Here is a 17,532-nt window from a genome sequence, read left to right on the forward strand (position 1 = left end):
CATATATCATTAATAGGAGATTTATATTTTGATGGGTTTATCTTAAACCATTCCTTGTATATATCATATTACTATTTTAATAAAAAATCAACATGTTTCATAATAATTTTATAAAATTATTATGTTTTAATTGAAAAAAATGAATTATTCTCTACTTTCTAGTATAAGTCTCTATTTATTTTAACAATTAAGAGCAATTTCATTGGCGCTCCAGATTGCATTCATTATATTTGCAGTCTCATTTGCATCACCTACAAGATATAAATCTACTACCTTATCTCTCAGTTTATTATACAGTTCCCTATCCGCTTTAAATCCAACGGCAATTACAACGGTATCTGCATCTATATTCTGCTTTTTGAATTTATTATCAATAATAATAGCTCCCCTATCAGTTACCTCAAGTAAAAAAGTTTCTGTAATAATATTTACTCCACTATTTTTAAGGAGATCGATAAGCATAATTTTATTCATATGAGGAACTGGTTTACCAGCATTTAATATGGTATCCTTTGCCTCAATAATTGTAACTTTTTTACCCTGTTTTGCAAGATAAAGAGCTGTTTCACACCCTGCTAGTCCGCCACCTACCATAAGTACATTTTCTCCAGCTTGTTTATTGCCTTTTAAAATTTCAACTACCGTAGCAACCTTATCTTTCTCTATACCAGGTAAATTTAATTTAATCTCTTTGGCACCTGTAGCTATAATAACTATATCAGGTTTTTCTTTTTCTATAGTTTCTTCTGTTACCTTTGTATCTAAAACCAATTTAACTTTAAGTTCTTTTATCTCATTCCTGTACCAATCAAGCAATCTTCTGTCATCCACTTTAAAATCAGGAACTGAAGCTGGAATAACTTGACCTCCAAGTTCTTTTGTACCTTCATACATAGTAACCTTATGGCCTCTCATAGCCGTGATCCTAGCTGCCTCCATTCCTGCTACTCCTCCTCCTACAATCATAACCTTTTTGGATACGGCTGCAGGCTTCACTTCATAATATCTTTCTCTTCCTGCTGCAGGATTTACTGTACAACTCAAAGGTTTTCCCTCAAATCCTCTTCCCATACATCCAGTATGGCATCCAATACAAGGTCTAATTCTCTCAGTTTGATCCATGAGTACCTTTTTAGGCCAATATGCATCACAGAGAAGAGGTCTTCCCAATGTAATCATATCAGCTGATCCATCTTCAAGAGCTTTCTGTGCAATTTCCGGCATACCCATTTTTCCTGCAACCATAACAGGTACTTTTACAACTTTTTTAAGTTCTTTAGTATATGGAAGATATAATCCGTCTTTTTGATAAAGAGGTGGATGTGCCCAATACCAAGCATCATAAGTTCCTAAATCTGCATTAAATGCATCATAACCTGCTGCTTCGAGAATTTTTGCAGCTTCAAGACCTTCTTCCAGGTCACGCCCTTTTTCTACATAATCCTCTTCAGCAAGTCCTCCCTGTCCCCAATCTTTTATACAACTTTTCACGCTATATCTCAGTCCTACAGGAAAATCATTTCCAACTTCAGCCTTTATTGCCTGAACTATTTCTATAGGAAGTTGAAGCCTTCCCCTTAAGTCTCCGCCATATTTATCTGTTCTTCTATTAAATATTGACAATGTAAATTGATCAAGTAAATATCCTTCATGCACTGCATGTATTTCAACTCCATCAAACCCAGCCTTATGTGCAATTTTAGCACCTTCAGCAAATTTTTCAACTATCCATTCTACCTCTGAGGTAGTGAGTGCTCTACAGGTAACAGTTGGATCCCAGTAATTTGGAACAGCTGATGCCGAAACAGGTTGTGAGGTTAAAAGTCCTCCTGGTGCACCACTTCTCCCAAATCCCATTGACAATTGGAGAAATATTTTTGAACCATAAGCATGAATTCTTTCTGTCATCTCTGAGGATGTCATAATAAATTTTGCTGGATTTATTGAAGTGATTGGCAATACTCCTGTTAAAACCTTATCCAGTTCATTTTCTACTTTTACTACACTAGTTATAATAAGTCCTGTACCACCTTTAGCTCTTTCTACATAATAGTCAACAGCTCTTTGATTAAAACAGCATTCATTATCTACAAGTCCAAAAGCTCCCATAGGTGCCATTGATATTTTGTTTTTCACTTCCATTTTACCTATTTTAATAGGTTCAAATAAAGATTTGTTTTTCATAATAACTACCTCCTGTATATCTTAATTTTAAATACTTGTAAAGCTTTATAGATGTTAATTTACCTAAATCTAAGGATTACTTAGTATTTTTCCTCCATTTAGCTTAAATATACTCCAGCATATTATTTGTACAACTATTTATATTATTAATGAGAATTACTTGAGGAAGTTTTATCCTATTTTTAATTTTATTATACAATACATACTTATGTATGTCAATTATTTTTCTGAATATTTAAAACATACAATATATTTAAAATATATTGTATGTTTTAAATAGTCCAAATAATTCTTCTCACTTAAAAATTCAACATTAATATCTATTGTGTTTAAAACAAACCTTATAATATTGTAAATAAAAATACTCATAGATTACATCAATCCATGAGTCAAATAACTTACTTTATATTTAATTTACAAATATCCTGGGCCCATTTTTTAGCCTTCTCTACATTTTCTCCTCTGTCATTTTTAAGAGGCTCCTTAAATTCAATTTCACCTAAAAATTCATTTCCCCCAAGTTCTGCTTTCATATTTTCAAAAGTTTTTCCGTTAGCTCCTCCATTACAACTAAATAGTGCTATCTTTTTATCCTTCAAATTTGTGTTAGCAAAAAAACTTCTTATGGCAGGTGCAAAAGTCCACGCCCAAACCGGAGTTCCTATAAATAAAATATCATAATTTTCAACATTTACATCATAATGTACAAGTTCCGGTTTCTCTTTAGTTATAGATTGCTTTCCTCCTATAAGATATTTCATCTTACTTTCGGGATCTATATCCTTTTTAGGTTTTATCTCTAAAATATCTGATGACAACTCTTCTGAAACAGCCTCAGCTATCAGTTTTGTATTTCCTTCAAGAGAATAGTACACAACTAAAATTTTATTTTCCATAAACATATCACCTCATATTTTAAATTTTATTCTACATTTACATCTTTTACATAGGGTATTCTCAAAATATTTACCATAATATCTTTCCTTTGACTCTGATTTACACTATACATTCTAAACATAATTTTAACTTCAGAATCCTTATTATTTTTATTGTAATGTCTATTAACTTGAATGTTAGATATTCTTACTTTAGAATTTTTTAATATATCAAGTACCGGATTAATTCCGTCTAGAGATAAAATTACTTTTCCTAAACAATGAGTAGAACTTTTTTGTACTCTGTTAAATATCTCAAGTCCTATTACTATAAGTATAGTAGCCCCAACGCCAGGTATATACATACCTGCTCCAATTGCTATACCAATTCCTGCGGTAGCCCATAGTCCAGCAGCAGTAGTCAGTCCTCTTACAAATTGATGTTCCACAATTATAGTACCAGCCCCAAGAAAACCAACTCCACTTACCACCTGGGCCGCTATTCTACTTGGATCAATCGAAACGGAAGGGATCTCTAAAAAATCCTGAAAGCCATATTTAGATACCAGCATAATGAGTGCACTTCCCACTGCTACAACAAAGTGAGTTCTAAGTCCTGCTTGTTTAAAACGACTTCTTCTTTCAAATCCAATTAAAGCTCCAAGCACTCCAGAAAGTACCAATTTAAAAATCATTTCCCATTGATCCATAGTTATCCCTCCTGTCATGATGTTATAGATTTTATTATAATATATATCTTCACTAAAATACATATATTTGTGGAAATAACTTGAATATATATAATTTATCTTACAACTTGATTTAAAAGTCAAATTTCATATATCTTTTCTTTACTTGTAATAATTCAACCATTATATGAAAAAACATTAACGAATTATTATAACACATAATTTGATTGTATATATGGAAGAACCCACAATACAGTTTAAGATGAAAATAAAAGACATTTATAGGGATACCTTTATAGGTGTCTTTTTCTTTTTTATGCAAGTCTACACTGCTAACATTTTTCAAATACATACCAGTGCTTATACCCCGTTTTAAAAAATATGGGAGTATTAGCAATGGTAGCGTTCGGATAAAATACAAAATAGTCTAACTATGATTTTAACAGGGTTAGACTATTTTGTCTTATTTGTTTGCAGTATTTTATGGCACCTTTGACAGGGGAATTTATTTAATATGCAAATATCCATATTGCAGTTATTTACTTTTTCAATATATTCTGCACCCCATTCTATAATTTGAACCATTATCGGAATAAAGTTTTTTCCAATTTCTGTAAGGGAATATTCCACTTTTGGTGGTACCTCTCTATATACCTTTCTATTAACAAGTTTATCCCGTTCCAATTCTCTCAATTGTTGTGTAAGTACACCTCTCGAAATTGTAGTCATCAATTTCTGTAGTTCATTAAAACGTTTTGTCTTATCTTTAAGAATCCATAAAATTGATAATTTCCATTTTCCCATCAATATATTTTGAGCTACAGATACCGGACAAAATTTAATTTTATCATCCATCAATACCCTATCCTTTCTCAATAGTCTATTTTTTATGACTATGTAATATAAATATGCGTACTTGTACTATATAACATATGTATTATACTAATAATGAGTGAAAAAATCAAGGAGGTATATATAATGGAAGAGGTAATAAAAATTTTTAAAGAAAATGGCTATGGATTTCTGGCTACAGTAGAAGATGGAAAACCCAGGGTTAGGCCCTTTGGATTTATGTTTTATGAAGATGGCAAGCTCTATTTTTGCACTAGTAATACAAAAAGGTGTATAAACAATTAATTAAAACTCCTTATATAGAGTACAGCACCACCTCTAAAGATATGGTTACAGCAAGAATAAGTGGTGAAATTATATTTTCAGAAGATATAGATAAAAAACAAAAAGCATTGGATTCATCAGAACTTGTAAAAAGCTTATATAAATCAGCTGATAATCCTATCTTTAAAGTATTTTACATTGAACATGGCACAGCATCAATTTCATATTTAACAGGAGAGCCCCCTAAAGAAATAAAATTTTAAACCATATTATTTTTTAAATTCCAGACAACAGACCCTCTTAAACAATATAGTTAATTATTAAGAGGGTCAAAATCATTATAATTATCCATTTAACTCTGTTAATACAGCATATCCGTCTGTTATTTGAATTTTAGTTATACCACAATTGTCTATACGAAAACGCCAGGATCCTGTCCTGCCCATACCAAGCAAGTGTGCTACAATATTTCTTATTAAGCCTCCATGGGTAACAATCAAAACAGTACCCTTTTTTTGTTTTTTGATTATATTATCAATAATATTTGCCGCCCTTTCCTGCACATCCTTTATGCTTTCTCCCTGTGGAAAAATAAATTCCTCTCTGTCATCTTCCATCCATAGTTCATACTCTTTTGGATATTTTTTTTCAATTTCCTCTAAGGACAGGTTGTCCCATAATCCAAAATTAATTTCCTTAAGTCCTTCATCATAAATTATATTTTTACTGATAATCTCAGCAGTTTTTTTAGCCCTTTTAAGTGGACTAGCTACTACGAGATCAAAATTTATGTTTTTTAGTTTATCTCTCACCCTCTCCGCCTGACTAATTCCATATTTATTAAGTTCTACATCTGTCCACCCTGAATATGTTCCCTTTCTATTGCTGTCAGTTTCCCCATGTCTTACCAAAATCAACTCTAACATTTATAAATTTCCTCCATAACCTAAAATGATATAAAAGACTTTCATCATTTATTTAATCCTCACCGGTATGCCAGAAATACAAAAGTATACTTCCTCTGCTTCCTTTGCTATAATCTGATTTATACTGCCTGCCAGTTCTCTAAATATTCTCCCCAGTTTATATTCCGGCACCAGAGCCATTCCCACTTCATTGGTAACCACAATAAAAGGTATGGATATGTTCTTTGAAATATTTATAAACTCTTTTATCTCCTCTTTAATGTATTCTTCAATCTCTACTATTTGAGAAGCTTTAATCTTTTCAATATCCCCACATTTTTCTAACAGAAGATTGGAAACCAAATTCGTTATACAGTCTAAAATTACCCCGGACTTTCCAGAAAGCATAGGTATTAATTTACTGTGAAAATCCTTATAAGCTTCCAGTGTACTCCAATTAGAAGGTCTTTGCTCCATATGCCTCTTTACTTTGAACTTCATTTCATCATCAAAGGGGATAGAGGTGGCCACATATAAAATATCACCCTTAATTTCCTTCGCCAGTTTTTCTGCATAGGAACTCTTGCCGCTCTTTGCCCCGCCTGTTACAAGAATCAACTTTCCCATTAACTATCTCCTTTCCGACTGTAATTGTGCATTGTAAATTGTGAATTGTAAACTCCTACAATACATATCCCCTTGGAGTTATCATTTTATCCCCCCTTATAAAGGTATTGCTATTTCCAATAACAACTATAGACAACATATCAACTTTATCTTCACAAAAAGTATCCAAAGTACACAATTTTACCTTTTCATTATCCCTTAAGGCATTTCTAACTACACCTACTGGTGTAGTTCCATGTCTGTATTTTCTTATTAAGTCAGTACATTCTTTTAAATAATAGGGTCTTCCCTTACTTCTAGGGTTATAAAAGGATATTACAAAATCCCCACAGGCTGCAAGTTCAACTCTCTTTTTTATTAGATTATAGGGAGTCATTAAATCACTTAAGCTTATATAGCAGCTATCATGCATAAGGGGTGCTCCAAGTAATGCCGCCCCTGCCACAGCTGCAGTTACTCCAGGTACAATTTCTACAATGTGACTTTCCTCCTTCATCTCAAAAATCAATCCCGCCATACCATATATTCCTGCATCACCTGTACTTATTATAGAAACTATTTTATTTTGTGACAGTTCCAAAGCTTTCTTACATCTTTCTATTTCACCTTTCATTCTTGTTTGAAATACTTCCTTATCCACAATTAAATCTTCAACTAACTTAATATATTTAGTATAGCCCACAATAACTTCACTTTCCTCTATAACCTGTTTTGCCTTCAATGTCATATGCTCTATACCTCCAGGTCCTATACCTACTACATATAATTTACCCAAATTTTTTCACCTTCTCAATAAAGTTCCTTCCCTTTTATGTATTTAACTAGTTCTTCCTGATCATAAAAAACATTTTCATATATTTTCTTCTTTCTTTCAATTATAAAAATATATATTCCTTTATGTAAAGCTGCTTTAATCTTTTCTTCTGTACCCCCTTGAACTCCGCTGTCCTTTAACACTATTGCCCCTGCATTATACTGGTCTATAAATCCTAAATTAAGTTCATAGCCTACAGGCCCTTTTATGGCAATAATATCTTCTGTATTTATGCCTAACTCAAAACAATTTTTTATTGCCTCAAGTGAAGGCAAAACCCTATGGACAATTCTATTTGAAATACCCGAATAAATAAATTTATCTATATTTTTACTGCCTGTAGTATTTAAAATAGTACTATTTGTATTCTGAAGTTCTTTAATGCCTTTTATTTTATCTATTAATTCTTCATAATCATCAGCAAAAATTATTTTATCTTTGTTTCTATACTTATTACATACAGAAGGCCTCTCATATCTCAAATAGGGTATATGAAGCTCCCTGCATAATTTTTCGCAGTTACAGGATATATCCAGGGCATAGGGATGGGATGCATCTACCAGAACTTCTATATTATTTTTTAAAAACAGTTCTCTTAATTCATTAAGGGTCAATACCCTTGTATTTAAAACTTTATATTTATAATTAGTAAATAATTCCCCACCATAGGCTGTAGCTGTAGAAATTAAGATATTATCAGTAAATCTATTGAGCCCCTCCACTATATTTTTTCCTTCAGAAGTGCCTGATATAAGTCCAATCATTTATGCTCACCTTTTCTAAACATGTGGGTAAAATTTTTATCATAAAGTAAACTCTTTTTATATTTACAATCTATAAAATCTCCCACCAATATTTGTGCACATTTTGTGATATTGGCTTTTTTTACTTTTTCACATATATCATCTAAAGTTCCAATTATAGCCCTTTCATCTTCCCAGGAAGCTTTTTCAACTACAGCAATTGGAACATTCCTTCCATATCCTTTTCTTAATTTTTCTACTACTTTATCAATCATACCAACTGATAAAAATATAGCCATTGATGCCCCGATACCCGCCAATTTTTCTATATCTTCCCTATCAGGCACCGGTGTTTTTCCCTCTATTCTCGTAAGAATTACTGTCTGACTTACCTCTGGCAAAGTAAATTCTTTTTTTATAGCTGCAGCAGCTGCTGTAAAAGAACTTACCCCGGGAACAATATCATATTTGATATTTCTTTTATCTAATTCATCCATCTGTTCTTTAATGGCACCATAAATAGAAGGATCTCCCGTGTGAAGTCTTACTGTTAACTTATTCTCCTTTTCGGCTTTTTCTAATATCTGAATTATCTGCTCTAAATTCATAGAAGCTGAATTATACATACTTACCCCTTCCCTACAAAAATCCATATGGGTACTACTCACCAGTGAACCTGTATATATAACCACATCTGCTTTTTTTAAAAGTTTTCTTCCCTTTACTGTAATTAAATCCACATCACCGGGACCCGCTCCAATAAAATAAATCATATTAAAATATTCATCTCACTTTCTATGAGCTATTATTATAGACATATATTCTTTGTCCTTTAATATTTCATCTTTATTTCGTGTAACCTTCTGCCCTTCTCTGCCGGCTTTTTTTACACACACATAATTAAAGCCTCTTTCTTCCAGATAATTTACTATTTCTTCTTCTTTTTTATAGACCTTCATTATTACCACATTTTTTTCATCTCTTATAGCATCCAATCTGTTTCCAGGAACTATTAAAAGAGGTTCGTCACCTATAACTAAAGCCTCCTTTGCAACACTGGCACAAGCACAAAAAGATGTAATTCCAGGAACTGTTTCTGTGCTATATCCTTTTTCTTCAATATATTTTAACAAATAAATATAAGTACTATATATCAGTGGATCACCAATGGTCAAAAAGGCTACATTTTTTCCTTCTTGTATTTTTTGCTCTATAACCTGAAAAGCTTCATATATTTTTCCCTCTTGCTGCTCTCCCCCCATTGGAAAATGCTTTACTATTATCTCTGAGTCTTCTCTTATAAACTGTTTTGCCGTGTCTAATGCAATACTTCTGCCACCTGCCATAGAACTTGGTGCCACTACAACCTCACACTTTTCTATTACCTTTAATGCCTTTAATGTCAATAACTCACTATCCCCTGGTCCTACCCCTACTCCATACAATTTAGCCATGCTGCAACCTCCATTACTTTTTTCCACTTAATATGTAAATTGAATTGTTTGAAAATAACATATAACCCTTATTCTTTGTTTTACTTATGGCCACTTGAATACATTCTGTTTCAAATTCCAGTTCTTTTAGTGTTTTCATAGCCTTATAAAGATTATCAATAGTTATAAAATTCATTACAATTTTTCCGCCCTTTTTTAACTTTGAACAGTACTTGATAATTATATCTTTAATATCCCCTCCGCTTCCCCCTATAAAAATAGCATCAAATACTTTTTTTATAGAAGATTCTACCAAAAGTGCATCTCCTTCTACTATATTGAGATTAAAAGCTTTAAATTTTCCCTTGTTTTTCTCCAGTATTTCAAGGGCTTCCCTATCTCTTTCAACAGCCGTTACACTACCTAAGGGACTGCATTTGCTCATCTGTATACTGAGGGAACCTGTCCCTGCACCAATATCCAGTAATGTATCATCCTCTTTAATTTCCATTTTTGCTATACTCAATATTCTAATCTCTTCTTTTGTCATAGGACAATTTCCTCTTATAAATTCTTCATCTTTTATATATATCATCTAATATCCTCTCCATTTTCAACCACCACTACACATAAACTGCTGTAATCACCTCTATACATTTCTTCTTCAGTTCCCTTTGAGATTTTCTCATCTTCATAGGACAGGTTTTCACCTACATATACTAAAGCTCTGATATGATTTTTTATCAGTTCACCGCAAATGTAATTAGGTGTATTATTCTTATCTGTGAGCCATACAGACAGCTTATTATTTCTAACTTCTTCAATAAATTTTTCATTTCTGCCATGCAAACTGCATAACTTGGCATTTTGCCAGGGCTTACCTAATTTTGACATTAAATATTGAAAAGAACTTATGCCCGGTATTACCTGGAATTCTCCATTGAAATTTCTATTAAAATATTCTGTAATACCATAAAAGCAGGGATCCCCCGAAGCTGCCACAGAAATATTTTTATCTTTGTTATCATCTATAAATTCAAATATTTTCACAAAGGAATTAAATATAATTTTCTTCTGCTTTATATAGTTTAAACTTTTTATAGCCCTTTCAAAGCCAATTATCACATGGCAATTTTCCATAATTTTTTCTGCTTTAGGTAGAATATACTCTCGTGCCCCTGGTCCAATTCCAACAATATAAATCACAGCATCTTATCTCCTTTTAATTTTTTTACTTTAGTTGTTTTCACATATTTTACTTCTTCCATCCCACAAAACTCCACTTGCCATACAATACATGATCACCTCAGCTTTTAAAGCCCCATAAGTAAAATTTTCTATTCTTTTTTTTATTTTACAGCCTATTCTCCTGTATATATCTTTATATTCCTCACTTATAATTTTCACTGCACCTTCTGTGGTTTTCTCATTATATACAGCTTCCACAATCTTCTTATCTGCTCCCATAAGTGCAAGTTCAAGAGCCATAACCTCAAGTCGTACATCACATACCCTGCTGTGGGTATTAAAACATCCTGCAGCAATTTTAGAGAGCTTCCCTATATGTCCTACTATGAGTACTTTCTCTATTTTATTTTCTACACAACAATCTAAAGCAAACCCCACATAATTAGACATTATAACGGATTTTTTCATATCAAGCCCAAGTTTTCTAGCTTTATCCTCCCCCATATTTCCAAATAAAAGTATTAAATCCTTGTAGCCACTGGCAACTTTTTGAGAAATTTCAAGCTTTACAGACTCTTTCAATGCTTCTTCAGACATAGGTACTACTATTCCCGTAGTACCTAAAATAGATATGCCCCCTACTATATTTAATCGTGGATTAAAAGTTTTTTTTGCAATTTTCTCTCCTTCTGGAACGAATATGGTTATGGTAACCCCTTTTCCCTGGGGTAGAACATTTCTTACTTCTTTTTCTATCATAATCCTGGGAACCGGGTTTATTGCAAAGTCACCTTTTTTAACATATAATCCTTCACCCTTCACTATTCCTATGCCTATCCCTGCCTTTAATGTATATTCCTTTTCACTTTTTTCAGCCCTGGCCCATATCTCAATTCCATCTGTTACGTCCGGATCATCTCCACCATCTTTTATTATGCAGCACTCTACATAGTCTGAACCTTTTTTTACACTTTCAATATGCAAATCCAGTTCAACATTTTTGGGTGTGCTTATGCTTATATGCTCTAAATTTTCCTGTGAATAAAGCATTTTAGCGGCAGCCTTTGCTGCAGCTGCAGCACAAGAACCTGTAGTATAACCGCATCTTAACTTTTTTCCTCCACAATTTATATATAAATCAAACATATGTATACTCCTTATTTCCTATTTACCAACATATATAAAAGGGCATTTACAATTGCCGCCGCCACTGTACTGCCTCCTTTTCTTCCTCTTACCGTAATCATGGGCAGTGTAAGTTCTTCAAAATCTTTCTTTGATTGTGCCGCACCAACAAATCCTACAGGAACCGCTATTACAAAAGATGGATTGCACTTTCCCTCTTCAACTAATTCTTTTAATTTATATAAAGCAGTAGGAGCATTTCCAATTACAAAAAAGTTTATTCCCTCCTCTGAAGCTCTTTCTATGGCTGCCATAGAACGGGTTATTCCTCTGTCTTTTGCAATTTGGGCTATTTCATCTTCTGCCACATAGGATACTACACTGCAATTTAAAGTTTTCAGTGCTCTTTTATTTATTCCTGCCAAAATCATATTTGTATCTGTATAAATTGTAGTTCCTTCTTTCAAAAGTTTAAGTGCATCATCTATAGCTCCAGGTCTGATATATAATAAATCCTTATATTCAAAATCCGCAGTGGTATGTATTACTCTCTTTATTATAAGTAATTCTCTATATGTAAAATTATTAGCTCCTAGTTCTTTCTCGATAATTTGAAAACTTTTTTCTTCAATTACCCCTGGCTTTTTAATATAATCCATGAAACTTTCACTTCCTTTTTATAATAACTAGATACTTCAAAAAATCCATATTCCCCCAAAAATGCACATGGGCATAAGCTGCCAGGGTATTATTTTTCAAATAACCGCATCTCCATTTTTTTTGTTTTCCATCATAGGTATCTTTAATCAATGTATATATTGTATTTTCTTCCGTTTTTACATAGGATTTATGAAATTCATGACAACTTATTTTCATACCTTTGGGAAATATATAATTATCAGTTTCAACTTTGATTTGTGCATATCCAAAATTATAGAGCTTTGTACCCATATAGGCATTTCCTTTTAAAAATCCCACCATACTTCTATGCTCTATACTTTCCATTAAATACATAAGTCCCCCACACTCTGCATAACATCTTGTACCTTTACTTAATAAAGTATTTATACTTTCAATCAAAGTTTTATTGTCACTTAATTCTTCTTTAAATATCTCTGGATAGCCCCCTCCAAGATATAAAAAATCTATATCCTCCGGCAAATTTTTATCACTTAAAGGACTAAAGTATTGAACTTCTCCAAGCTCTTCTAATAACTCCAAATTTTCCTTGTAGTAAAAATTGAAAGCTTTATCCTTTGCTACTGCAATTTTTAAATGTTTCCTTTCTATATGATAAAGATCCTTAAATTGCTGTGTCTCTGAAAAATATTTTAGTAATTCATCAATATTCACATATTTTTCAAGCAATTCACTGCACTTTTCAATTTTCTTATCCAGATCTCTTACTTCACTGCTTTGGATAAGTCCTAAATGTCTGCTTTTCAACCCCAATGTATCATCTTTAGGAAGGTAACCAAATACTTTAATTTTTCCCTTAAAGTTTTTTTCAATTATGGTTCTTAAAAGTTTATAATAGTTTTCATTTATATTATTTAAAATAATTCCAGCTATATTTACTTGTTCAAAATTTATAAGTCCGCTTATCTCTGCACAGAAGGTAACACTTTGAGCTTTCGGTGTAAGTACCAATACTACAGGAATTTTTAAAAGTCTGCTTACCACGGCTGTAGAGTACTCTGAATTTATGCCTTTTCCATCGTAAAGACCCATTACCCCTTCAACTATGCCATAATCTCCACTGCCCCTTGCATAAGAAGCCTTAACCCCTTCTTCACCCATTAAATATAAATCTAGATTTCTGGAAGCCTTTCCCGTTATATGTTCATGAAATGCCGTATCTATGTAATCGGGACCTATTTTATATCCCTGGACCAAAAATCCTCTTTTTATAAGTGCTCTCATAAGCCCTAAAGTTACTGTAGTCTTTCCCCCTCCACTGCTGCTTGATGATATAATTATACTTTTCATATTTCTACTCCATAAATTTACTTTTTACATTCAGTATCTCATATACTTTTTTCATATCCAAACTACTTCTCACAATATGAGCTAATTTATCAATTTCCCCATCTCTTAAATTTTCATAGATTATTGAGTTCTTGTGTTTTATTCCCTTTTTATCCCTTAATGTATTCATTATGTACTGTCTAAACTCAGCTCCATCAAAAATTCCATGAATATATGTACCCATAACATTTCTCTCTAGATTAATGGCCCCTTCTTTAAAATTACAGCTGCAGCCATTTTTATCAATTATCTCTACTAAAGGTTTTGCATTTTTACCATAATTACATAACCCCATATGGATTTCATATCCATAAATATTAATGTTTTCAGTCATCCCGCAAACTTTGCCCTTGACTCTTGTAGTCACTTTTTCCTTTTCAAACACAGTACTCACATCCAAAATATTCATTCCTTCTACAGCTTTAACTTTTGTCTCCACCTCCAAGGGATCTTCTATATATGTGCCAAGCATCTGATATCCCCCGCATATTCCAAATATAAATCCATCTCTACTGGCATACTTTTTAATCTTATCTTCTATTCCTACTTCTCTTATATAGAGTAAATCTTCTATGGTATTTTTACTTCCCGGTATTATAAGCATGTCAGGATTCCCAAAATCATCTGCATTTGTTACATAACGCAGTGACACATCCTCTTCAATTTTTAATGGATCCACATCCGTAAAATTTGAAATGTGAGGCAGCTTTATAATGGCTATATCAATAGGCGCGTTAATTTTTGTATTAAAATCCACTGCACTGTCTTCATCCTCTAAAGCCAGCCTAAAATATGGTATCACACCTATACAAGGTACTTTTATCTTTTCTTCTATCATTGATAAGCCCGGCTTTAATATATCCACATCTCCTCTGAATTTATTGATAATAGTTCCCTTTACCCGGCTTCTCTCCTTTTCAGTCAGCAGCATTATGGTACCTAAAAGTGACGCAAATACTCCCCCTTTATCTATATCTCCTACTAAAATAACAGGTGAATCCACCATATCTGCCAAGCCCATATTGACAATATCATTATCTCTCAAGTTTATCTCCGCAGGACTTCCGGCACCTTCAATTACAACTATGTCAAATTTATCTTCCAATATTTTAAAGTCTTTTTTTAACATTGGTGCAAATTCCTTTTTCATATTATAATATTCCCTGGCACTGGAATTGCAATAAATTTCGCCCTTTATAATAACCTGGCAATTTTTATCTGTAGTAGGTTTTAAAAGTATAGGATTCATATATACTTCCGGTTCAAGTCCTGAGGCATAAGCCTGAAGCACCTGAGCTCTGCCCATCTCTCTGCCATCTAATGTAATATAGGAATTTAAGGACATATTTTGAGATTTGTAGGGACAAACTTTAAAGCCATCCTGTTTGAAAATCCTACATAAAGCTGCGGTAATTATACTTTTGCCCACAGAAGAAGCAGTGCCTTGAATCATAATTTTGGGCATTCATATTCCTTCTTTCTGTGAAGTTTATAATCATATTTTGAATTTATAACATCTTGTATATGAGATATATAAATATCCTGAAACTCTTCAATTTCCCCCAATCCATGAACATAAGCTTCTACTTGGAACCCAAGTCTTGTTAAAATATTTTTCCAGGAATCTTCTTCATCCCCGGCCATATCAACCAAGGCATGGTTTCCAGCTACCAACATAAGAGGAATCAATTTAATTTTTTTATGTTCTTTTTCGGTAAAAGTATAATTTTTAGTTATATGGTTAACTACATTGTTAAAATCAGGGTAACCTTCTACATTGGCAATAAAAGAATTATTAAATCCCCTTTCTCTTAAAACAAGCTGGAGACAGGAGTAACAGGCATTAGCCCAATGGGTACTGCCATGGCCCATTAATATGCTTAAATTATCCTTTGGGATTATGTTTTCAATTGCATCTGCCATGACACCATAATCATCTGGAACTTCTTCATCTATTCCCTTATAAAATAATACCGGCCTTCCAATTTTTATTTCTTTAAAACTTCCTTTATATCTTTGAACTTCTCTTACAATAAAATCGTACTCTCCTCCAGGTATTATATGAAGCGGCTGTACAATTACCTTTTCAAATCCTTCATTTTTTAACTTTTCCAGAGCATCCCCAGGGGTATCTATCATTATTTTATCTCTTGACTTTAATGTACTTATTATTTTATAGGCCGTAAAAGCTCTTCTTATTTCATAGTCACTAAATTTTTTTCTTATTTTATTTTCAATAATATCAATGGTAAGTCTCCTTGTGTTTTCATAAGTTGTTCCAAAACTGATTACCAAAATTGCCTTTTTCACATAATCACTTCCTAATCCTTATTTTGCTTAAATTGCAAAAGCTTTTTAATCATACCTTCAGTAGTAAATTCATCACTTATAAGGCTGGATATACTGTGCTTTTCCAGTTCTTTAAAGGTAATAGGCCCTATGGCTATATTGATTTTTCTACGAAGCTTATCTAATCCCACCATATTTATCATATTCCTTACCGTAGAAGGGCTGCTAAAAAACACCACATCTACTTCATCAAAAGCTTTCTCACCAGACATTTCTCCCTGTACCGGTTCATAAATATGTACTTCATCTACCTGACACCCAAAATCAATTAAACTTTGTGCCACTTTTCTTCGTGATAGTTTGGAACAGGGTATTAATATGCTGTCAGATTTTTTAACCTTTTCCATAAGCGCTTCCTTTAAATTTTTACTTGAAAATTCTTTAGCCCTTATATCCGCATATATACCCTTTTCCATTAAAGCCTTTTCCGTAGCAGAGCCAATTACTGCAAATTTTCCTTTTATATTTCTCACATCATATTTTTTCTCTTTTAAATAATTGAAAAATATATTTACACTATTTACACTGGTCATAACTATAAAGTCATACCTGTGAAGTTTATTTAAATAATCATCCATATTTTCTGAGGTATTTAAAATTTTTATTGCATTGATTTCCGTCACTTCTGCCCCCAATTTAATCAGTTTATTTTTAACTTCATAAGATTGTTCTTTGCTCCTTGTGATACACACATTAGTGCCATATAATTCCATATTGTTATACCAGTTTAAATATTTACTAAGAGAGACCACTTCTCCAACTACGATAATACAAGGTGCTTGAAGCTTTTCATATTCTACCTTTTGTATTATATTTGTCAAATTACCTGTCACCATCTTTTGTTTTGAGGTTGTTCCTCTCATTATTACTGCCGCAGGGGTATTTTTATTTTTCCCATTTTCCATAAGTTTTCTAAATATTTCTCCCACATGCTCCATTCCCATAAGGAAAACCAAGGTTCCCGATAACTTGGAAATATATTTCCATTGGAGACTTGTTCCTTCCCTGGTCATAACTGTAAACACATGAAAACTTCTTGAAATGTCCCTATGGGTAATAGGAATTCCAGCATAATTTAAAACAGCTATGGCAGATGTTATTCCAGGAACAGTTTCGAAGGGAATATTCTCTTTGCTTAATCTTATGCCTTCTTCTCCCCCTCTTCCAAATACATAAGGATCTCCTCCTTTTATTCTTCCCACTATATGACCTTCTTTTGCAAACTTAACAAGCATATTATTTATTTCCTCTTGAGATCTATAGTGGCAACCTGGTTCTTTTCCACAATAAAATATTTTGCAATCCTCATTTAAATACCTAAGCAAGCTTTCCCCTGAAAGCCTGTCGTATAGCACTACCGTACATTCCTTTAAAACTCTTACTGCCTTTAAAGTAACTAATTCTTCATTTCCAGGTCCTGCCCCTATCAAGTACACTTTTCCCATAGTAGATATTT

At 32.7% G+C, this 17,532-nt stretch carries 20 protein-coding genes; 2 read left to right on the forward strand and 18 right to left on the reverse strand.

What is annotated here, in order from left to right:
- Window positions 1-180: 180 nt before the first annotated feature.
- From AB3K27_RS17580 to AB3K27_RS17595, 4 genes are all read right to left on the reverse strand, one after another.
- Window positions 181-2,184: an FAD-dependent oxidoreductase gene (locus AB3K27_RS17580; RefSeq protein ID WP_368488649.1), complete on the reverse strand. Its 2,004-nt coding sequence runs from the start codon at window positions 2,182-2,184 to the stop codon at window positions 181-183.
- A gap of 398 nt (window positions 2,185-2,582) precedes the next feature.
- Complete coding sequence (locus AB3K27_RS17585; protein ID WP_368488650.1) at window positions 2,583-3,080, reverse strand: flavodoxin family protein; 498 nt, start codon at window positions 3,078-3,080, stop codon at window positions 2,583-2,585.
- Between the two features lie 26 nt (window positions 3,081-3,106).
- Window positions 3,107-3,769 carry an MgtC/SapB family protein gene (locus tag AB3K27_RS17590; RefSeq protein ID WP_368488651.1) on the reverse strand — a complete coding sequence of 221 codons (663 nt, stop codon included), beginning with the start codon at window positions 3,767-3,769 and terminating at the stop codon, window positions 3,107-3,109.
- A 432-nt stretch (window positions 3,770-4,201) separates the two neighbouring features.
- Window positions 4,202-4,603 (reverse strand): winged helix-turn-helix transcriptional regulator, encoded by a 402-nt coding sequence (locus tag AB3K27_RS17595; protein WP_368488652.1) that lies wholly within the window; start codon window positions 4,601-4,603, stop codon window positions 4,202-4,204.
- Window positions 4,604-4,726: 123 nt separating this feature from the next.
- On the opposite strand from AB3K27_RS17595, the gene AB3K27_RS17600 reads away from it, so the two are divergent.
- A complete protein-coding gene (locus tag AB3K27_RS17600) occupies window positions 4,727-4,885 on the forward strand; it encodes a pyridoxamine 5'-phosphate oxidase family protein (protein ID WP_368488653.1) in 159 nt (52 codons plus the stop codon).
- Window positions 4,870-5,127, forward strand: a complete 258-nt coding sequence (locus AB3K27_RS17605; protein ID WP_368488654.1) for a hypothetical protein — start codon at window positions 4,870-4,872, stop codon at window positions 5,125-5,127. The genes AB3K27_RS17600 and AB3K27_RS17605 overlap by 16 nt, the downstream gene beginning before the upstream one ends.
- An 81-nt stretch (window positions 5,128-5,208) precedes the next feature.
- Here the strand turns inward: AB3K27_RS17605 and cobC are convergent, their stop codons facing one another.
- Genes cobC through cobA form a run of 14 tightly spaced genes read right to left on the reverse strand, consistent with a single transcriptional unit; the run spans window position 5,209 to window position 17,521 of the window.
- Window positions 5,209-5,790 (reverse strand): alpha-ribazole phosphatase, encoded by a 582-nt coding sequence (gene cobC / locus AB3K27_RS17610; protein WP_368488655.1) that lies wholly within the window; start codon window positions 5,788-5,790, stop codon window positions 5,209-5,211.
- A 48-nt stretch (window positions 5,791-5,838) separates the two neighbouring features.
- A complete protein-coding gene (gene cobU / locus AB3K27_RS17615) occupies window positions 5,839-6,396 on the reverse strand; it encodes a bifunctional adenosylcobinamide kinase/adenosylcobinamide-phosphate guanylyltransferase (protein WP_368488656.1) in 558 nt (185 codons plus the stop codon).
- Window positions 6,397-6,451: 55 nt separating this feature from the next.
- The gene (cobJ, locus tag AB3K27_RS17620; RefSeq protein ID WP_368488657.1) at window positions 6,452-7,171 is read right to left on the reverse strand and encodes a precorrin-3B C(17)-methyltransferase; all 720 of its coding nucleotides are present in this window, start codon (window positions 7,169-7,171) and stop codon (window positions 6,452-6,454) included.
- Between the two features lie 14 nt (window positions 7,172-7,185).
- Complete coding sequence (locus tag AB3K27_RS17625) at window positions 7,186-7,974, reverse strand: cobalt-precorrin-6A reductase (protein WP_368488658.1); 789 nt, start codon at window positions 7,972-7,974, stop codon at window positions 7,186-7,188.
- The gene (gene cobM, locus AB3K27_RS17630; RefSeq protein ID WP_368488659.1) at window positions 7,971-8,726 is read right to left on the reverse strand and encodes a precorrin-4 C(11)-methyltransferase; all 756 of its coding nucleotides are present in this window, start codon (window positions 8,724-8,726) and stop codon (window positions 7,971-7,973) included. Before cobM ends, AB3K27_RS17625 begins: the two co-directional genes overlap by 4 nt.
- A 15-nt stretch (window positions 8,727-8,741) precedes the next feature.
- The gene (locus AB3K27_RS17635; RefSeq protein ID WP_368488660.1) at window positions 8,742-9,407 is read right to left on the reverse strand and encodes a cobalt-factor II C(20)-methyltransferase; all 666 of its coding nucleotides are present in this window, start codon (window positions 9,405-9,407) and stop codon (window positions 8,742-8,744) included.
- Window positions 9,408-9,420: 13 nt separating this feature from the next.
- The gene (gene cbiT, locus AB3K27_RS17640; RefSeq protein WP_368488661.1) at window positions 9,421-9,981 is read right to left on the reverse strand and encodes a precorrin-6Y C5,15-methyltransferase (decarboxylating) subunit CbiT; all 561 of its coding nucleotides are present in this window, start codon (window positions 9,979-9,981) and stop codon (window positions 9,421-9,423) included.
- Window positions 9,978-10,592, reverse strand: a complete 615-nt coding sequence (gene cbiE / locus AB3K27_RS17645; RefSeq protein WP_368488662.1) for a precorrin-6y C5,15-methyltransferase (decarboxylating) subunit CbiE — start codon at window positions 10,590-10,592, stop codon at window positions 9,978-9,980. Before cbiE ends, cbiT begins: the two co-directional genes overlap by 4 nt.
- Window positions 10,593-10,622: 30 nt before the next feature.
- Window positions 10,623-11,720, reverse strand: coding sequence for a cobalt-precorrin-5B (C(1))-methyltransferase CbiD (gene cbiD / locus AB3K27_RS17650; protein WP_368488663.1), 1,098 nt, complete (start codon window positions 11,718-11,720; stop codon window positions 10,623-10,625).
- A gap of 11 nt (window positions 11,721-11,731) precedes the next feature.
- Window positions 11,732-12,358, reverse strand: coding sequence for a precorrin-8X methylmutase (locus tag AB3K27_RS17655; protein ID WP_368488664.1), 627 nt, complete (start codon window positions 12,356-12,358; stop codon window positions 11,732-11,734).
- Between the two features lie 7 nt (window positions 12,359-12,365).
- Window positions 12,366-13,688 carry a cobyrinate a,c-diamide synthase gene (locus tag AB3K27_RS17660; RefSeq protein WP_368488665.1) on the reverse strand — a complete coding sequence of 441 codons (1,323 nt, stop codon included), beginning with the start codon at window positions 13,686-13,688 and terminating at the stop codon, window positions 12,366-12,368.
- Window positions 13,689-13,692: 4 nt separating this feature from the next.
- Window positions 13,693-15,192: a cobyric acid synthase gene (locus AB3K27_RS17665; RefSeq protein WP_368488666.1), complete on the reverse strand. Its 1,500-nt coding sequence runs from the start codon at window positions 15,190-15,192 to the stop codon at window positions 13,693-13,695.
- The gene (locus AB3K27_RS17670) at window positions 15,177-16,037 is read right to left on the reverse strand and encodes a sirohydrochlorin cobaltochelatase (protein WP_368488667.1); all 861 of its coding nucleotides are present in this window, start codon (window positions 16,035-16,037) and stop codon (window positions 15,177-15,179) included. Before AB3K27_RS17670 ends, AB3K27_RS17665 begins: the two co-directional genes overlap by 16 nt.
- A gap of 11 nt (window positions 16,038-16,048) precedes the next feature.
- The gene (gene cobA / locus AB3K27_RS17675; protein WP_368488669.1) at window positions 16,049-17,521 is read right to left on the reverse strand and encodes a uroporphyrinogen-III C-methyltransferase; all 1,473 of its coding nucleotides are present in this window, start codon (window positions 17,519-17,521) and stop codon (window positions 16,049-16,051) included.
- Window positions 17,522-17,532: the final 11 nt, after the last annotated feature.

Source organism: Clostridium sp. BJN0013 (genome assembly GCF_040939125.1).
Lineage (GTDB): Bacteria > Bacillota > Clostridia > Clostridiales > Clostridiaceae > Clostridium_B.